Raw genomic sequence first — 18,096 nt, 5'->3', positions numbered from 1 at the left:
CTTATTTTGCCACCCTACTGAACGAATACCTTACGAGAAGTTACTAAGGATTTTTATTTAATTTAACTGCATCTTTTGCCTTATCCAATAACCCATTAATAAAACCAATTTCGCTTGGTTTATCAAGTAAATCAGATGCAATGTTAGTATATTCATTAATAACAATTGGTGCTGGTGTATCAAAATCAATTAACTCACATACTGCAATACGCAAAATAGATAAGCTTATAAGATTTAATCGTGAAAGTGACCAGCTTGGGTGTAAATAAGACTCTATTATTTTATCATATTCTTCACTGCTTTTTATAACCTTACATAACAAGTTTTCTAAGAACTGATGTTCAAATTCTTCACATTCAAATATATCTTTCAACGTACTTATGTAGTCCTTAAGCTCACAATTTTCCAATTTAAAAGTGCTTTTGTTGTAACTTACAAAAATATTTGAATAAGCAATTTGTACAGCAAGAAATCTTGCCGTACTTCTTTTTATGCGCCACTTTTTATCTACTGGTTTTTCCTCCATTATTTTAATTTATTGTGTAGATCTATCATATGCAAAACAGTTGAGGCTGCATGGCCACCAACGTTCTTTTTATTTTTGTCAGCTCTAATTAGTGCTTTATCTTTGCTGTCAGCGGTAATTACGCCCATACCAAGGGGTATTGCATAATGCATAATAACTTCATTTAAGCCTTCGATTACTCCTTTACAAACGTATTTATAATGATCAGTTTCACCGCGAATCACGCACCCAAGAGCTAAATAACCGTCATAATTAGCATTCTTGCTTTTTACTGCAAAGAGAATTGTAGCTGGTATCTCAAATGCACCAGGAACTTCAATTATGTCATAGCTTGCATGACTTTCTTTTAATCTATCGACTGCACCTTCAAGCAAAAGGTTCGCTATTTCGGTATAATAAATTGAATTAACTATTAGTATTTTCGACATTTATCCCGACTTTTCTTGTTAAGAAGAACTTTATTAAGTATTGTTGAACCAGAGTTATAATATTACTAAATATCCAATATATTACCAGGCCGGCAGGAAAAGAAGAAAAAATAAAGACGGAAATGTAAGGTAAAAACTTCATAACATTTACTTGAATATCATCTTTACTGGTTTGATCTTTCTCACTTAGCTTCTGCTGAATTATCATGGTAGCGCCGAAAATTATAGGTAAAATGCCTATAGAAATAGGAAAGTTATAATTAAACAACCCAAATAATGTAAAAATGTTTGTTGGATCAGAAGCTGAAAGATCCTTAATCCATAAATAAAAAGGGGCGTGTCTCATCTCTATAGTAACAAATAATACTTTATACAGAGCAAAAAATACTGGTATTTGTATGAGCATAGGGAAAATGCTCGACATTGGATTTACATTGTTTCTCTTGAACAACGCAATTGTCTCTTTGTGCTGCTTTAAGCTGTCATTTTTGTACAACTCTTTTATACGAGTTAATTCAGGCTGCAGGCTTTTCACCTTGAACATCGAAATATATGATCTATTAGATAAGGGAAGCATCAAAAGTTTGATTACTAAAGTTAGCAATAATATTGCTAAGCCAAAATTTTTCAAAACAAAGTTAAAATATTCAAGCAGTAAAAACACCGGCTTGGTTATAAAATAAAGAACACCAAAATCTACAGCCTTATCAAACAAAGGTATATTGAGAGTGTCTTTATAAGAATCAAGTAAATTCAATTTCTTTGCCCCAGCAAAAAAGTAGTTCAGAGTAGAAACACTTGCACCAGGGAGTATGTGTTTGTAAGGTTTAACAAAATCTACTTGAAACTTATCAATGTTATTAACATTCGTATGCTTAATACTTACATTTATTTGATCAGATTTTTCAGGTATGATAGCTGTAAACCAATATTTATCAGCAAAACCAAACCAACTTTTTTCACTTGTGCTGGCCTTTATTAAACGTTTCTTGGAAATATCCTTATATGTCCACTCCTCTAGTTTATTGTTAAATGCACCTAGTACTCCTTCATGTGATATCCAATAGGATTCGTTAATATTATCACGTTTACGATTGATTTTACCATAGGGAACCAAAACTACATTATCTTTTGTATTGTTTTCAATAATTTGCTCAACTTTAAACATGTAGTTATCGTCAAGGCTAATTTTCATTCTAAATAAAATGCCATTTTCATTATCCCAAAATAAATTGACCTCTTTTTGATTGAGTTTATCTGCTTGCCATACTGTTTTAGAATCTGGAACTTTAATCTTTTCATTCGGATCGAGCCACCCAAATTCTGCGAAATATACATCTTTTGATTCTGCAGGTGACAGTAACACCACTTGTGGAGAAGAAGAACTCGGTTCTAAGTGGTAGTTAGTTAAGATTAAGTCATCAAACCTTGCACCTTTCAGAGAAATTGATCCTTCAAGCATGTTATTGGTTAAATTAACTCTCTGTTCTCTAGTAGAATTAATAATTTCAGAACGATTTTGGTATATCATAGGAGCAAGGTCGTTAGAAGATTCGATATGTTCAATATTTTCAATCGATGGTTGGCTTTGGCTCGTGTTAAGAAAATTATCATAAATAATATGCCATAATACTATAATCAATATAGAAAGAATTGTTGCTAAAATTAAATTTTTTGCTTCTGACATGAAATTAAATCGAACATACCTCCTTAAAGTATATATTAAATATTGTACTAAAACAATAAAATTTACTTATTTTTAATAATAGCTTTTAACGCTAATCTTAAAAATTTACTCTTATGGCTTCAAATTTTAATAATATGAATGCAGCAAAAAATCTAGTTATTTGGCTACTGATAATAGTCATTACTGCAATGTTTATTGATTCACAAGGGGATAAACTAAGCAATAGGTTTCTGAGCACTTTTCTACCGTACAAAGGAAGGGTTCAAAATGGCGGAAGTATTGAATTTACAAAGTCATACGATGGACACTTTTATATTCAAGCTCAAGTCAATGATCGTAATATAACGTTTTTGCTTGATACCGGAGCAACTGATATTGTTCTATCGCAAAAAGATGCGTTACATGCTGGTATTAACTTACAAAACATTCAAGACTTTAAAATATATGAAACTGCAAAAGGTCAAATAAAAGCTGGTGTTGTTCACATCCCTGAAGTTAAAATAGGAAATTTTTTAATTAATGATGTACACGCTAGTGTTAATACTCACTCTATGTCCCATTCATTACTTGGTATGAGCTTTTTGAGATATTTTCATTTCACTATTAGGGATAATAAGCTAATATTATATCGTAGTTAAACGTTCTATACTCTACTTATCAACGCTCTGCAGGTCAATATAGGAGCAGAGATAAATATTGCGGAACAGGTGCCGATTGCAATGCCAAAAGAAATGATTAAGCAGAAGTCTCTGACCACACCTGTACAAATCAGCACTAAAGGAAGAGCAGCAAGAAGAGTAGTACCTGAAGTTAACATAGTACGAAATAGTGTAGAATTAATGCTAGCATCAACTATTTCATCCATTTCTACATCTTTTCTATTTTTTTTATACTCTCGAATCCGATCGTATATAACCACTGAATTATTGATTGAATAGCCAATCACGGTAAGTAGAGCTGCAACTGATGAAATATTAAACTCAATACTCGTTAAGCTGATAAAGCCAAGAGTTAAAATCACATCATGGATCAGTGCCATTATTCCACCAAGTCCACACTGCCAGCTAAATCTAAGCCAAACATAAAAAAATATTCCAATAATTGCAATTAACATGGCTGATATCCCTTCAAATATCTGCGTTGAGCCTATTTGTGGACCAACATAATCTATTTTACGATAAGTTACTAAATTACCTAATTTGCTTTCTAATATACTTTTAACCTTTTTAATTTTATCTTCATCTCCCTCATCTTTAAACCGCACAACTAAGTTATCACCAGCTTTTGAACTCTGTATCGTAAATCCACTCTCTTTTAATATACCGAGAATAGCATCATCCTTGCTTGAAGATTTTATCTCTATCAAAATTCCACCTGTAAAGTCTATACCCAAATTCATTCCACGCAGCATAAAAGTAAGCATTGAAAAAATGATAAGAATAACGCTAACAAGTGCTGTCAAATTTCTATATTTACTAAATCTTATATCAAGATTATCTGGAATAAGTCTAATTGCCATATTTCCTACTTAAATTGTGATTTTATATACTTTTTAAGCAATCGACTAGCTATTTTCTCTTAGCTTATACTAATAATGATCTTTGATTTACTTAATCTACTTGAAAAAGATATTTGATCAAAAAAATGAAAACAGCCTGGTTGTCATTAATAAAGTGCTACTTAAACATCTTTTTTAATCGATTGATTTCATCAGCAAATTTTGGGTCAGTTCTTATGAAATTTTCCACTTGTTTGACTGCGTGTATAACAGTAGCATGATCTCTACCACCAAAATTTCTTCCAATATCTGGTAAACTTTTTTGCGTAAACTTCTTTGCGAAATACATAGCTATTTGTCTCGGCCTCGCAAGACTGCGGAGCCTTCTATTAGATTGCATATCTGCAATCTTTATATTGAAAAATTCAGCTATTTTTTTCTGTATTTCTTCTATTGTGATTGACCTATGATTTGACCTAAGAAGATCAATTAGGGTCTCACTAGCTGATTCTACTGTCATGCTTCTTCCAATTAAAGAGGTATGAGCAACCTTATTTAATGCTCCTTCTAGTTCTCTTATATTGGATTTTATATTCCTTGCCAAAAATTCTAGGACATCCTTTGGAACATACATATTCATTCGTTCCACTTTCGCCTGCAATATACCAAGTCTTAATTCAAAAGTTGTTTCATTAATATCTGCAACTAATCCCCAACCAAGTCGTGATTTTATTCTTTCTTCTACTCCATCAAGATCACTAGGAGACCTATCAGCTGATATAACCAATTGTTTATTTTGGTCTATCAATGCATTGAAAGTGTGAAAAAATTCTTCTTGTGTACTATCTTTACCACTGATAAATTGCACATCATCTACCATCAATACATCTACTGATCTAAATTGCTCTTTAAATAACATAATATCTTTGCTCCGCAGCGCCGTAATATATTGATACATAAATTTCTCTGCTGATAAATATACCACTTTTCTTTTTGCTGACGGAGAATTAACTATGTCCCAAGCTATAGCATGCATTAAATGTGTTTTACCAAGTCCCACTCCACCATATAGAAATAAAGGGTTGCTTCCTGATATTGGATCTATAGATTCCGCTACACGCTTTGCCGCTGTAAATGCTAACTCATTTGACTTTCCTACCACAAAATTATCAAAAGTGAATCTGGTATCTAGTGGTGAACCAAGATTATGATTATTTTCCTCTCTATTTTTTAGTATCGTATTAGAATTTGAATTTCTTTCTTCAATTAATTGAATATCAATAGAACATACACTTTGATCTTCGCTTTGCCATAATGACAATATTTTTTCCATGTAGTGAACTGTAATCCACTCCTTTATAAATCTTGTTGGTACAGACAACAAAACTTCCCCATTTCTGTTGCTGATAAATCTTAGTGAACTCAGCCAGCTGTTATATGTTGCTTCTCCATAGAGATTATGGAGATAATTTTGGATTTTTTCCCAAGTAACATTGTGGTCCGTTACTGTAATAATCTGATCAAAAAACATAGTAAAAACCTTAGGGTTAGTTAAGTTCATATACCACACCAAGAAAGAACAATAATCAGAAAGATGCAAGATAATCAATAGCTTACTGTAAGATAAAAAGCTAAACTACTTAATACATATCTAAAATTATGAGGATTTTTTGACGAGTTGTAAAGAGTATAAAAGCACTAAAATTGATCATTTTTTTGAAATAAAAACAATCAATTTGTAAATGTCGCTTGTACCGAGGATTAGAAGTATGTTATTAAAAAATAGTAATATATTATGTATAAATAAGATATTAAATTTACTGATAAATAAGTAAAGTACTTGTATAAATATAGCTGATTTAGTATAAATTTATTGAAGTAAATTTGTGATTATATTAAGTAATTTGAGTCATAATACTGTATTCGGTATTGAACTGGAGTTTTACACTGAGGGAATAAAAAAAGAATATTTATTTCTGAATAGCATCAAAAATAAAATAGCTTCTCTTGGATTTTTTTGTGAGAAAGAGAGTTCTTTAAACCAATACGAGATAAAAAGTGATTGTTATACGAGTCCTGATAATTTAATTATGCATTTTGAGTTAGTAAAAAAATTACTGATTGGAACAGCACAAGAGTTCGATGGTAATGTTTCTTTTAAAGCAAAACCTTATTTGGATAGAGCAGGCAGCGCACTAAATGTACATGTTAGCCTCATGGATTCAAATAATAATAACTTATTTTATGGCAATAAGCAAAAATATAGTGACCACCTGATTCACAGCATAGGTGGATTATGTGCAATGATGAAAAAACATATGTTGTTTTTTGCTCCAAATGATGATTCATATTTAAGATTTCAGTACCCAGATATTCATACTCCAACTACGATTAGTTGGGGAGTGAATAACAGAACTGCTGCGATAAGAATTCCCTATTTTGGCAACGATTCCAAAAGATGCCGCCTAGAGCACCGTGTTCCTGGAGCAGATTGTAACCTTGAAAAAGTACTCACAGCAATAATTGAAGGTATAGTTTTTGGTATAGAGAACAAAATTGCTCCGCCAAATAGAGTGTATGGCATTGCATCTGATCCTCAATATAAGATGGAGAGTTTGATATAGCAACTACCTGTTAAACCCTAACCCATTAAACTCCTTTGAGGTAATTGGCCATTCTAGCACTTTCCTCACATCATTATTTACATTCCCATACTGTAATAGCAAGTCTGCAGCAGATAGTTTCTGCGTACTTTTAGATGATCCAAGCCCTATATTGGTAAGGTTGCTCGGTGGCTGCTCAGGAAGTGGATTACCAAGTGCATCCATGTGTTTAGGTAAAGGTTCCATAACAATATTTGTAGCACTAGAAACGAAATGACTATCTGTAGTATCAGCACTTTTAGAAAGTGAATTACCTTTGAAATCCATATGTTTAGGTAGTCCATTTTTCATTTCTTCTTCTGCTCTTTTATTTTTTAATTCTTCTTCTAGCTCAGTTTCAGTTCTTTTTGGTTCTTTTACGGTATCTTTTTCTTCACCTTCATCAACACTGCTATACCCTTCATCTTCTGACATATCATCAGTTTTAACAGACTTAGGTCTTGCTTTATTAAGCAATGAAAGTAATGCGTAAGTAACTGCAGCAGCAGTAACTATAATGGCTATCTTTGCAGCAATGTGAATCATTGTTAAAAATACTAAAGTTGATGAAACACCAACCAACCCAGATACGATCGCTTTATTCTTGCCTTCTATCACACTTAAAACTGCTACCATAATAATCCCTCAAATACCATACTAAAGTCATATTATATAGAAATTTTCTTACGCTTGCAAAACTGTAAAAATTTTAATCATTTACATAAAGCTATATGAGGATTAATTAATATATAATTTATCTTAGCTATAATATGATATAAATACGTATAATGTTTGGCATGAAAAGCTTACTTGTAGAGAGGAATAGAACAGTAATATTATTGCTTATCGTGATTTTTACCTTCGGCTCATACACTTATATAAAGATGCCAAGAGAAAGCAATCCTGATATACAGATTCCTATAATTAGTGTATTTGTCGGGTTTCCTGGTATTTCTGTCGAGGATAGTGAAAAGCTATTAGTGCTTCCTATAGAAAATGAACTAAGATCCATCGAAGGTGTAAAAGAATTGAGAGCTTTTGCAACTAATGATGGTGCTCACATGATACTCGAATTTAGAACAGAGTATGATAATAAAGAAGTGCTCGATAATGTCCGTTCAAAGCTTTTAAACATAAAATCAAAATTACCTATTGAAGCAGAATCTCCAATAATCAATGAAATAAACTTGAGCTTATTTCCGATACTAAACGTTGGCTTGATTGGTAATTTGCCGGAAAGAACTTTAACTGAAATAGCACGCAAACTAAAGAAAGAAATAGAATCTCTGCCAAATGTTCTTAAAGTTGAAGTAGCAGGTATGCGTAAAGAAACAGTGGAAGTTATAATTGAGCCCACAGTTCTAACAAAATATAACATTCAATCAAATGAGATATTTCAAGCTATATCAAAGAACAACAGATTGGTAGGAGCCGGATCACTAGAAAACGATACCGGTAAATATTCGATTAAAATATCAGGGTTATTAAAAGACATAGAAGATATTATGAATATTCCTATTAGATCTCAAAGTGATGCAGTTTTGAGAATCAAAGATATAGCAAAAGTATACCTTGAGTTTGAAGATCACCAAGGATTTGCTCGTATTAATGGACTACCTAGCATTGTACTAGAAATTTCAAAACGTAATGGAAAAAACATAATAGACACGGTAAATCAAGTAAAATACTTAATGGACAAAGCAAAAGATCAATTACCTGAAAATTTAAAAGTAGTTTATTTGAATGACCAGTCAAAAAATGTACGTGATGTGCTTGACGACTTGGAAAATGGTATAATATTTGCCGTATTACTAATATTAACCATAATAATGCTCTTTATGGGAACAAGGGCTGCTATTCTTGTTGCACTATCAATACCTGGCTCCTTTCTAATAGGAATAATGGCTCTTTACCTCATGGGTATTACTCTAAATATAGTTGTGCTCTTCAGTTTAATTATGGCAGTTGGCATGCTGGTTGATGATGCAATTGTAATCAGCGAATATGCTGATAGAAAGATGATTTGTGGCATGGATAAAGTAGAAGCCTTTTGCACCTCAGTTCATGATATGTTCTATCCAGTTTTATCATCAACATTGACTAAATTAGCAGTGTTTTTCCCTCTGTTACTCTGGCCCGATACAGTCGGTAAATTTATGCAGTACATACCAATTACAATAATTCTAACTTTAACTGGATCGCTAATTATGGCTTTGGTTTTTATACCAACACTTGGTGCAATATTTGGTAAACCTTCAATAACTTCAAAAAAAGAAATAATAAGAATGAGTGCTATAGAAAGTGGTGAGGTAAAAAATACTGGGCTTATAATAAGAACTTATGTACGTATGTTAGAGAAAGTCTTAGATCGCCCCAAAAAATTTGTATGTGTTGTTGTGTTTGTTTTATTTTTGTCTAGTATATTATATTTTACTTTTGGTCCTGGATTAAAGTTCTTTCCGAATGTAGATTCAGATAACATTTTAATCAGCGTTAAAGTAAAAGAAAGCTTATCAGCCAAAGAACGAGATTTGATACTTAAGAAAGTAGAAGAACGTATTTTGGGTGTTGAAAAGGAAATTTATGTTTTTTATGCTCGATCAGGAAAATTTTCAGACAACGTTATTGCCAAAATTCAATTGGAACTTGTAGATTGGCGCTGCAGGCGCAAAGCTACGCAAATACTAAATGATATAAGGAGTAGTGTACAAAACATAAAAGGAGTAATAATTGATGTACAGGAACAAAAGTCAGGACCATCAGCTGACAAGCCAATACAAATTAACTTAAGCGGAAGTGCATCCAACTTGAATTCAGTAGCAGAGAAAATCCTAAAAATTATGGACCAACCTTCATCTGGATTTATAAATATTCAAGATAGTAGATCAGCACCTGAAATAGAGTGGAATATGAGTATTGATAAGAGTAAGGCTACAAGCTCTGGAGTAAGTGTTGCAACTATCGGTGATTTTATAAAGATGGTTACAAATGGAGTATTAATTGGAAAATATAGACCAAATAACGCAGATGAAGAAATTGATATTGTACTACGCTTTCCCAGAAAGAATCGCAACATGAAAACTATAGATAACCTTTTTATTAATACAGTAAATGGACCATATTCTATGAGTAGCATAGTGAAATACGTTCCCGAAAAAAAGGCAAATAAACTAAGTAGGATTGATGGATCACGCACAGTAACAATCTCTGCTGACGTTGATACTGGCTATCTTGTTGATGAAAGAGTTAAGTTCATTCAAAATTCGATTACTCAAGACTGTAGTAAAGGAGTAAAGATTGATTTCAAAGGTGATAAGGAAGATCAACAAAAATCAGGAGCATTTTTATTAAAGGCTTTTATATTAGCAATTACATTGATGATATTGGTGCTAGTGGCACAGTTTAACAACATATACTATACATTTATCGTAATGACAGCAGTGTTTTTATCAACAACATGTGTATTTTTCATTTTCTTTCTTATTCAGAAAGTTTTTGTAGTTGTCATGTGTGGAGTGGGGATAATTGCTTTAGCAGGAATTATAGTGAATAATAATATACTATTGCTTGATGCCTTTCATCAGCAAATTAAGGTGCGCAAAAATAACATTAAGCAATGTATAATAAACGCTTCAATTTCTCGCATCAGGCCAATACTACTTACCGTTGCAACTACAGTTCTTGGTTTAATACCGATGATTACTAGGTTAAATATCAGTTTTTTTACGCTACAAATCACATATGATGCTCCATCAAGCCAGTGGTGGGTTGATATTTCAGCAACCATAGCAAGTGGAATATTAGCTGCAACGGTCTTAACTTTATTCTTTACTCCGGCATTGCTTATCATACAAAGACATGAAAAAACTTGACTTAAATTAGCAATCATTTAACATTTAAGATAGCGTTCTTTACCTGTTGAAGCTATAATTATAACTAATTAAATTGGATTTATTTATATGATTGCTAATCGTAAAAGCAGTGTTAATCAGAAAGGCAACAAGAATAACATAGTTGGAAGCCTTGATGTAATAAAAACAGCGGGAGAGCTCTCACTTCAAAAAGGTTTGGATTTTAATATTATAATAAATGCACTTAAAAGTGCTATCGAAGCAGTAGCTCAACAAAAGTATGGTAGCAAAAGTAAAATTGTAGTTAATATAGATAGAAACACAGGCAAAGTTACCTCATATAGACAACTAAAAGTCATTAATGATGAATCAAATGAAAATGAGTGTGACTTAATTAAGTTGACACAAGCTAAGTTAATAAAAGAAGATGCAAAAGTTGGAGATACTATTAGTGAGTTGATTTCTCTTAACACTGATCTTGTTTCAGCAAGAATTGCCCAGCAAAAGATTTCTGAAATAATCAAAAATGAAGAGTTAAAAAAGCAATATGAGGAATTTAAAGATAAGGTAGGAGAAATGAGGTATGGCATCGTTAAACAAGTAGAATATTCAGATCTTATTATAGACATAAATGGAATTGGAGCATACCTCCCTTTACGAAACTTAATTGGTGGTGAGTCATTTCGTGAAGGCGATAAGGTTAAAGCTTACATACAGGCTGTTAAGCGCTCTGACGATGGACGTCAAATCATTCTTTCTAGGACTCATGAAGGCTTTTTAGAAGCATTGTTGAATCAAGAAGTACCAGAAATTGCTGACGGATTGATAACAATTAAAGGTATAGCTAGAGACGCTGGTTCAAGATCTAAAATTGCTGTTTTTTCATCTGATAGGAATATCGATCCAGTAGGTGCTTGCGTTGGAGTTAAAGGAGATAGAATAAAAACTATTATACACGAATTAAACGGTGAAAAAATCGACGTCATACATTACTCATCAGATTTGGGTCAATTTGTTATTAAAGCCATTACTCCTGCAGAAGTATCAAAGGTCATTATTGACGAAAATGAAAATTGTATAGAGTTAATAGTTGCTGAAGATCAATTGAGTTTAGCTATAGGAAAAAAGGGTCAGAATGTAAGATTAGCTTCAGAGCTTGTTGGATGGAAAATTGAGATATTAAGCACTCAGCAAGAATCAGAAAGAAGAAATAAAGAATTTAGTCAATGTTCAGTTTTATTTGCTGAAGCTTTAAACTTAGAAGAGATTATGGGCCAATTATTGGTAACAGAAGGTTTTTCAAGTGTAGAAGATATATCTAACACTTCAATTAAGGAACTTGCTTCAATAGAGGGCTTCAATGAAGATATTGCAAATGAACTTCATAATAGAGCAAATAATTACCTGAAAGCAGAGAATGATAGAAAAATAGAAGAGCTAAAAAATTTAGGTATGGAAGACGATGTAATCAACTTAGCCTTATCAATAGATAATAAAATTGCTCTTAGTAAACATAATATTAAAACTTTAGAGGACATAGCAGATTTATCAAATTATGAGTTTTGTAGCATACTCTCTTCCTCAACTAATAATAAAGACAATCTAAAAGATACAGCAGATTTAATAATCATAGAAGCACGTAAAAAGCTTGGATTAATATAAAAACAATATGAATAATGAAGATATCAGTAATAAAAAATTAACCCTACAAGGCTTAAGCAAGCTTAAATTAGACATTAATTTAAACTCTTTAGATAGTCAAAGTACTGGTACTACAATAGTAAAAAAAAGAAGAAAAATTCATTCTGCAGAAGAATATAGTTTATTTGACGAGAGTAAATTAGGCTCTTTAACTAAAAAAGAACAAATTTCCCGCATTAATGCTGTACAGAATGCTACTTTGCTGAAAGAAAGGAATCAGAGAGAACAAGAAGAGAAAATAAAAAAAGAAGAAAGCAATCAAGAAGTTGAAGATAAAAATGAATCACACTCTGTACCTAAAGAAATAAATAAGGAAGTTTTAAGTAATACTAACTCAGTTGAACAAAAAGAAGATAGTATTGAATATGAGAACAATGATAAAAAGTCTTTTAAAGCTAGCAAAGATATATACTCTAAGCATTCTAAGCTAGTAATTACACAGGCAATAGATGAAAGAAATGAATACCTCCCTGTATTTAAGCAAAAATTTGGTATAAGAAGTAAACAATCAAAGTTTACTAAGGGTAAAAATATATCAAGAGAAGTTATTATACCAGACAAAATAACTATCAGGGAGTTATCTATTCGTATGGCAGAAGATAGCAAGAATGTGCTAAAAATGCTCAAAGAAGAAGTTGGGGAGAGCTATAGAGTAGATGATCTAGTAGATCCAGATATAGCATGCGAAATAGCAAAAAAATTTAGTCATACGGCTAAACGAGTAAGTGATGCTGATAAAGAAAAGAATTTACTCTTCATAAGCAACAGAGAAAACTTACCTAAAAGACCAAAACCACCTATCGTTACTTTTATGGGACATGTGGATCATGGTAAAACATCATTGCTTGATGCATTTCGTGAATCCAATGTTGCAGAAAGAGAGTCAGGTGGCATCACTCAACATATAGGTGCTTATCAATTAACGACAAAAAATAAGCAAAAAATTACTTTCATTGATACACCAGGGCATGAGGCATTTACTGCAATGCGTGCACGTGGTGCCAATATTACTAATATAGTTGTGATAGTAGTTGCAGCTGATGATGGAATCATGAAACAAACAGTTGAAGCAATAAACCATGCAAAAGCAGCAAATGTCTCTATTATAGTTGCCATTAATAAAATTGATAAATCACAACCTGGCGATGTAGAAAGAATAATTAATAGTTTGCCTCAGTATGACCTCATCCCCGAAGAACTTGGTGGTGATGTTATAATTGTGCCAGTATCAGCAAAAAAGAAAATCAACTTAGATAAACTAGAAGAGGCAATTTTATTAATTGCTGAATTAATGACGCTAGAAGGAATAGAGGATTGTCGAGCACTTGGATGGGTAATAGAGTCCAAAATAGATAAAGCTAAAGGAATATCAGCTACATTAATAGTTGAAGAAGGAACATTAAAGATTGGTGACATATTGATAGTTGGTACAACATACAGCAAAGTACGCAGTATGGTTAATCACCTTGGTCAAAGAGAAAAAGCGTCACTACCTTCTACTCCAGTTGAAGTTACTGGTTTAAATGGTGTACCAAATGCTGGAGATAAATTTGTTGTTGTAAACTCTGAAAGGCAGGCTCGTGAAATTGTTGAATACAGGTTAGAATTAATCAAGAAAAAGCAAGAAGATTTAGACGACAGTAATTTAGATATATTCAGTCGTAATGATAGTGAAACAGAAGAACTATCTGTAGTTTTAAAGTGCGATGTCACTGGTTCTATTGAAGCAATATCAAGCTCAATTGATAAGCTTGGTAAAGATCAAGTGAAATTAAATATTCTACACAAAGCAGTAGGAGGAGTAACAGATTCAGATGTGCTGCTTGCAGAAGCATCAAGCGCAGTAATTTTAGCTTTTAATGTAAAAGTGGATTCAAAAATCAGAGAATTAGCAAAACAAAAAGGTATAGAAATACATACTTACAATATAATATATGAGCTTATTGAAGACATGAGGATGTATCTAACTAAAATGTTAAAGCCTGTTACACGAGAGGTTCGTGTTGGTTCTGCATCTGTAAGGCAAATATTTAATTCATCCAAAGCCGGTAATATCATCGGATGTTATGTCACTGATGGAGTTATAAAAAAAGATTCTCTAATTAAGGTAGTACGTGGCAGCAAATTGGTGCATGAAGGAAAGTTAAAAGCACTACGTAGATTTAAAGATGACGTTAAAGAAGTGGGTGTAAATTTTGAATGCGGAATATCGCTAGAGGGTAATATCGATATTAAAGTTGGAGACATTTTGGAAGCTTATCAATTAGTGCAAGAAGAAAGACGTTATAGTAGTTGAATATGAAAAAGGAAATTAGAAACCTAAAAGTAGCATCGGTATTACATAGGGCAATATCAAAAGTCTTAATGGAAGGTAATGTTCTTAATGAAAAAGTAGTAGTATCTGATGTAAAGCTAAGCAAAGATTTGAAGAAAGCAGATGTATATATTGTGTTATCTTCATTAAACATCCAAAATGATAATGATGATATCAGCACTGTTGTTAATGAAATGAACCAATCTGCATGGTCAATACGTAAATCTATATTGTGTTATGTTGATTTGCGATTTATACCTGAGTTAGTTTTTAAGCCTGATTTAGCATTCGATAATTTTGTCAATGTAAGCAAAATATTACATAATCACACTTAATTAATGTATTTCAACCATTATTTCTCATTAATGAGAATACACAGTTTAACAGGTTTGTGGCTTGTGCTATTTTCTAGCTTAAGCGGCATTCTTTTAGCCTCAACTTCTCTATCGTATCAGGCTCTTTTTCTCCTTGTTTTGTTTACTATAGGTGCATTTTTAATGAGACCCGCAGGGTGCATAATCAATGATATCTTCGATAGAGAAATAGATGCGCACGTTGAACGAACAAAATATAGGCCACTTGCAAGTGGTGCATTAAACATAAAGCAGGCTTTGGCTTTACTTTCACTGTTACTGTCTATTGCCCTGGTAATCTTATTATTAACCAATAAAACTACTCTTATACTTGGAATAATTTCAATGTGCATGATAGTTATCTACCCCTTGCTAAAGCGTTACGTTTGGTGGCCACAATTGTTTTTAGGGTTTACTTTCAACATGGGATCACTCATGGGTTCAGCAGCAATAACAAACCAGATTAGCATAGAATCCTTGCTATTTTATATAGGATGCGTCTTTTGGACGCTTAGTTATGATACTATATACGCTCATCAAGATAAAAAAGATGATGAGAAATTAGGAATGAAATCTACTGCATTATATTTTGGCAATACAACAAAATCTTGGTTGAAAAGATTTTATTTAATATCCTTAATGGCATGGTTGTACGCTGGTATACTATCATCATTAAATAACATCTTTTATATTGCTTTACTTGCCATAGGATTCATATTTCACCACCAACACAAAAATTTCAATCCAGACGATTCTAATCAATGCATGTCCATATTTAAAAATAATTCCCAGATAGGACTCCTGCTCTTTTTCGGTATCCTTTTAGATAGAATTCTAAATTCTACTTTTGTATCCGTTCAGATGCATGGCTAATGTGTAAATATCGAAGCAAAAATGGTGTCATTCCAGTGTCAAGTACTGGGATGACAGGGGATGACACCATTTATTTCTATGGCTGTCTTTTCTATCTTATTTTGTCACCCTGCTGAACGGATTCTACTTTTTAGAACATATCTTGAAAGGAAATCAGGAAGATAATATGATAGGATCAGTAAAAAATATATACCAGGTGATGTAAGTGACAAAGAATGGAAATTTCTTGAGCCAAGAGTTGCACAAGGTGTGGCCAAGAAAGCACAAAATAAGAACAATTATTAATGTTATACAATACATAATGAAAGGTATTTGCCAGTAGAGCAAAAGATTTTCCTCTATGGAAGACAGTGTATGATTATTTTTTTAGGTGGCGTAATAGTCACACATTGGTTGAATGCATACAAAACAAAGGCTAGTGTGCCCATTGATGTTATAAGATCAAATTACCAACCTTTTACTAGATGAAATCAAAAAGCTAAGGAATTAAGCCTTACCTTGATTTATTAAACCTCTATCCTGAATTAAATGACCTTGAACAGAAGTATTACTTAAATAACTTTGAGGCTCTAAGTTTATTTGCTGTTCTTCAACTTCTAATGTACTATCTCTATTGTGTAATATCTGCTCTATTGATTGATTTACTATTAAATCTAGTTCCTTATTAAATACAACCATAAATTTGTTAAACTTCTTTGGACTTAACTTACCTGTTTCTCTATCGTGGCATGCTTGCTCTACATATGAGTTTAAAAACCCTGAAATCTCATTAAACTTACCACCCGTGATTTTTGCAGTAACCTCTTTCTGCATTTCTACACAATCAATATTTAACCGATGCATTGATACCCCACTTTTTAATGCAGCTTGTTCTACTACTTTCTCAAATTCCTCTATAATATTTAATGCATAGCCCTGTGCTTCTAATGGTGATATAGACTGAACTACTGTGGAAATATACTTCTGACCTGTGATTTTCCTTATAAATACATCTAATAAAAGAAGTACACCGTTGTTATCAATACCTTGAACTGTAATAGCTTTAGAAGGTTCCATACTTATAGCTGCCTTAAAAGGAGAAGAAACAAACTGAAAAATACCTTTAATAGTATCTATCGTAGTGTAAGCAAAAATATTGATAAATGAAGATGGCTTACTTGTTCCGCTTGTAACTCCTATTTTATTAGGACCTATCTTATCATTTTGCAACGAATTTTCATCTTCTTGTGTAATACTGCGGCGATTATGGACACGTGTTGATAGGGAGCTGCTTTCTTCTTGTAAATTAAGATGTTGGGTGATTTCTTCATTTCTTCTTATTCTTTCTTCTAGAAGGTTTCGTATTTCTAAGCTGTTTTCTTCATTAAGCGTATTTGCCATGGCTAAAGCTCCTCTAGCATCAACATAATCACTTTTATCAAGAATGAGCTTAACTATATTTAAATTACCATAAGCAGCTGCAAAGTGCAAAGATGTCCAACCATCTTTATTTTTAGCGTTAACGTCAGCATGATTACTTATAAGAAATTTAGCTACTTCTAAATGACTGCTTTTAACAGCCCAATGCAAAGGAGTATTGCCATTATTGTTCTTAGCATTAATATCAGCTCCTTTCTCTATAAGCTCTTCTACTATACTTAACCTACCATAACTTGCAGCCCAGTGTAAAGGGATATTACCATATTTGTTTCTTTCATTAACATTAGCTCCTTCCTTTATGAGCTTTTCTAATACATCTAAATGACTATTTTTAGTAGCCAAGTGCAAAGGAGTATCGCCATTACTGGACTTAGCATTAATATCAGCCCCTTTCTCTATAAGCTTTTCTATTACACTTAAGCTACCATAACCTGCAGCATAGTGCAGAGGGACATTGTCATATTTATTCTTCTCATTAACATTAGCCCCTTTCTCTATAAGCTTTTCTACTATATTGACATTCTGATTAAGAGCAGCCCAGTGCAGAGGAGTAGCGCCATGATTATTCTTAGCATTAACATCAGCCCCTCCCTCTATAAGCTTTTCTACTACCTGTAATTTATCTGCAAGAACAGCTAAATGTAGAGGAGTATTGCCTCTATTGTCCCTGGCATTAACATCATCCCCTTTATTGATAAGATCCGCAACTTGATTAGCATCTCCACTACGTACAGCAGCAAATAATTCATTAATCATTTAACCCTCGATAAAAACCACTCAATTTCAAAGTAAGAAAAAAATCTT

Annotated in this window: 14 protein-coding genes; 7 read left to right on the top strand and 7 right to left on the bottom strand. The window is 32.6% G+C overall.

Annotated features, from left to right (window positions below; translation table 11 throughout):
- Positions 1 to 43: 43 nt before the first annotated feature.
- From nusB to yidC, 3 genes are read right to left on the bottom strand one after another with little or no spacing between them, the layout of a single operon-like run.
- Positions 44 to 526, bottom strand: a complete 483-nt coding sequence (gene nusB / locus OPR29_RS02270; RefSeq protein WP_265025384.1) for a transcription antitermination factor NusB — start codon at positions 524 to 526, stop codon at positions 44 to 46.
- Entirely contained in the window at positions 526 to 954 is a 429-nt protein-coding gene (locus tag OPR29_RS02265; protein WP_052264871.1) for a 6,7-dimethyl-8-ribityllumazine synthase, read from the bottom strand. Before OPR29_RS02265 ends, nusB begins: the two co-directional genes overlap by 1 nt.
- Positions 932 to 2,641, bottom strand: a complete 1,710-nt coding sequence (gene yidC, locus OPR29_RS02260; protein ID WP_019236304.1) for a membrane protein insertase YidC — start codon at positions 2,639 to 2,641, stop codon at positions 932 to 934. The genes OPR29_RS02265 and yidC overlap by 23 nt, the downstream gene beginning before the upstream one ends.
- 113 nt (positions 2,642 to 2,754) lie before the next feature.
- On the opposite strand from yidC, the gene OPR29_RS02255 reads away from it, so the two are divergent.
- Positions 2,755 to 3,279 carry a TIGR02281 family clan AA aspartic protease gene (locus OPR29_RS02255; RefSeq protein WP_265025383.1) on the top strand — a complete coding sequence of 175 codons (525 nt, stop codon included), beginning with the start codon at positions 2,755 to 2,757 and terminating at the stop codon, positions 3,277 to 3,279.
- Positions 3,280 to 3,284: 5 nt separating this feature from the next.
- Here OPR29_RS02255 and secF read toward each other — a convergent pair whose 3' ends face one another.
- Entirely contained in the window at positions 3,285 to 4,160 is an 876-nt protein-coding gene (gene secF, locus OPR29_RS02250) for a protein translocase subunit SecF (RefSeq protein ID WP_007302794.1), read from the bottom strand.
- Positions 4,161 to 4,317: 157 nt separating this feature from the next.
- Positions 4,318 to 5,700: a chromosomal replication initiator protein DnaA gene (gene dnaA, locus OPR29_RS02245; protein ID WP_213863681.1), complete on the bottom strand. Its 1,383-nt coding sequence runs from the start codon at positions 5,698 to 5,700 to the stop codon at positions 4,318 to 4,320.
- Between the two features lie 325 nt (positions 5,701 to 6,025).
- Here dnaA and OPR29_RS02240 point away from each other — a divergent pair, with 325 nt between their 5' ends.
- Entirely contained in the window at positions 6,026 to 6,763 is a 738-nt protein-coding gene (locus tag OPR29_RS02240; protein WP_007302792.1) for a type I glutamate--ammonia ligase, read from the top strand.
- A gap of 3 nt (positions 6,764 to 6,766) precedes the next feature.
- Here the strand turns inward: OPR29_RS02240 and OPR29_RS02235 are convergent, their stop codons facing one another.
- A complete protein-coding gene (locus OPR29_RS02235) occupies positions 6,767 to 7,417 on the bottom strand; it encodes a hypothetical protein (protein ID WP_007302791.1) in 651 nt (216 codons plus the stop codon).
- A 161-nt stretch (positions 7,418 to 7,578) separates the two neighbouring features.
- Here OPR29_RS02235 and OPR29_RS02230 point away from each other — a divergent pair, with 161 nt between their 5' ends.
- The 5 genes from OPR29_RS02230 (at position 7,579) to ubiA (ending at position 15,873) form a co-directional block, all read left to right on the top strand.
- Positions 7,579 to 10,653, top strand: a complete 3,075-nt coding sequence (locus tag OPR29_RS02230; RefSeq protein WP_265025382.1) for an efflux RND transporter permease subunit — start codon at positions 7,579 to 7,581, stop codon at positions 10,651 to 10,653.
- Between the two features lie 87 nt (positions 10,654 to 10,740).
- Positions 10,741 to 12,294: a transcription termination factor NusA gene (gene nusA, locus OPR29_RS02225; RefSeq protein WP_149168891.1), complete on the top strand. Its 1,554-nt coding sequence runs from the start codon at positions 10,741 to 10,743 to the stop codon at positions 12,292 to 12,294.
- A gap of 7 nt (positions 12,295 to 12,301) precedes the next feature.
- A complete protein-coding gene (gene infB, locus OPR29_RS02220; RefSeq protein ID WP_265025381.1) occupies positions 12,302 to 14,629 on the top strand; it encodes a translation initiation factor IF-2 in 2,328 nt (775 codons plus the stop codon).
- Positions 14,630 to 14,631: 2 nt separating this feature from the next.
- Positions 14,632 to 14,982 (top strand): ribosome-binding factor A, encoded by a 351-nt coding sequence (locus OPR29_RS02215; RefSeq protein WP_006015187.1) that lies wholly within the window; start codon positions 14,632 to 14,634, stop codon positions 14,980 to 14,982.
- A gap of 3 nt (positions 14,983 to 14,985) precedes the next feature.
- Positions 14,986 to 15,873: a 4-hydroxybenzoate octaprenyltransferase gene (gene ubiA / locus OPR29_RS02210; protein ID WP_007302787.1), complete on the top strand. Its 888-nt coding sequence runs from the start codon at positions 14,986 to 14,988 to the stop codon at positions 15,871 to 15,873.
- A 486-nt stretch (positions 15,874 to 16,359) separates the two neighbouring features.
- Here the strand turns inward: ubiA and OPR29_RS02205 are convergent, their stop codons facing one another.
- Positions 16,360 to 18,048: an ankyrin repeat domain-containing protein gene (locus tag OPR29_RS02205; protein ID WP_265025380.1), complete on the bottom strand. Its 1,689-nt coding sequence runs from the start codon at positions 18,046 to 18,048 to the stop codon at positions 16,360 to 16,362.
- Positions 18,049 to 18,096 lie beyond the last annotated feature (48 nt).

Origin of the sequence: Wolbachia endosymbiont (group B) of Pammene fasciana, from assembly GCF_947251495.1 — a bacterium.
Lineage (GTDB): Bacteria > Pseudomonadota > Alphaproteobacteria > Rickettsiales > Anaplasmataceae > Wolbachia.
Note: the sequence above shows the minus strand (reverse complement) of the source record. Positions and strands in the feature narration are given on the sequence as shown.

What these genes read in the sequence shown, in the direction of transcription:
- nusB (WP_265025384.1), bottom strand. Translation starts at nt 526, where the DNA reads ATGGAGGAAAAACCAGTAGATAAAAAGTGGCGCATAAAAAGAAGTACG.
- OPR29_RS02265 (WP_052264871.1), bottom strand. Translation starts at nt 954, where the DNA reads ATGTCGAAAATACTAATAGTTAATTCAATTTATTATACCGAAATAGCG.
- yidC (WP_019236304.1), bottom strand. Translation starts at nt 2,641, where the DNA reads ATGTCAGAAGCAAAAAATTTAATTTTAGCAACAATTCTTTCTATATTG.
- OPR29_RS02255 (WP_265025383.1), top strand. Translation starts at nt 2,755, where the DNA reads ATGGCTTCAAATTTTAATAATATGAATGCAGCAAAAAATCTAGTTATT.
- secF (WP_007302794.1), bottom strand. Translation starts at nt 4,160, where the DNA reads ATGGCAATTAGACTTATTCCAGATAATCTTGATATAAGATTTAGTAAA.
- dnaA (WP_213863681.1), bottom strand. Translation starts at nt 5,700, where the DNA reads ATGAACTTAACTAACCCTAAGGTTTTTACTATGTTTTTTGATCAGATT.
- OPR29_RS02235 (WP_007302791.1), bottom strand. Translation starts at nt 7,417, where the DNA reads ATGGTAGCAGTTTTAAGTGTGATAGAAGGCAAGAATAAAGCGATCGTA.
- OPR29_RS02230 (WP_265025382.1), top strand. Translation starts at nt 7,579, where the DNA reads ATGAAAAGCTTACTTGTAGAGAGGAATAGAACAGTAATATTATTGCTT.
- nusA (WP_149168891.1), top strand. Translation starts at nt 10,741, where the DNA reads ATGATTGCTAATCGTAAAAGCAGTGTTAATCAGAAAGGCAACAAGAAT.
- infB (WP_265025381.1), top strand. Translation starts at nt 12,302, where the DNA reads ATGAATAATGAAGATATCAGTAATAAAAAATTAACCCTACAAGGCTTA.
- OPR29_RS02215 (WP_006015187.1), top strand. Translation starts at nt 14,632, where the DNA reads ATGAAAAAGGAAATTAGAAACCTAAAAGTAGCATCGGTATTACATAGG.
- ubiA (WP_007302787.1), top strand. Translation starts at nt 14,986, where the DNA reads ATGTATTTCAACCATTATTTCTCATTAATGAGAATACACAGTTTAACA.
- OPR29_RS02205 (WP_265025380.1), bottom strand. Translation starts at nt 18,048, where the DNA reads ATGATTAATGAATTATTTGCTGCTGTACGTAGTGGAGATGCTAATCAA.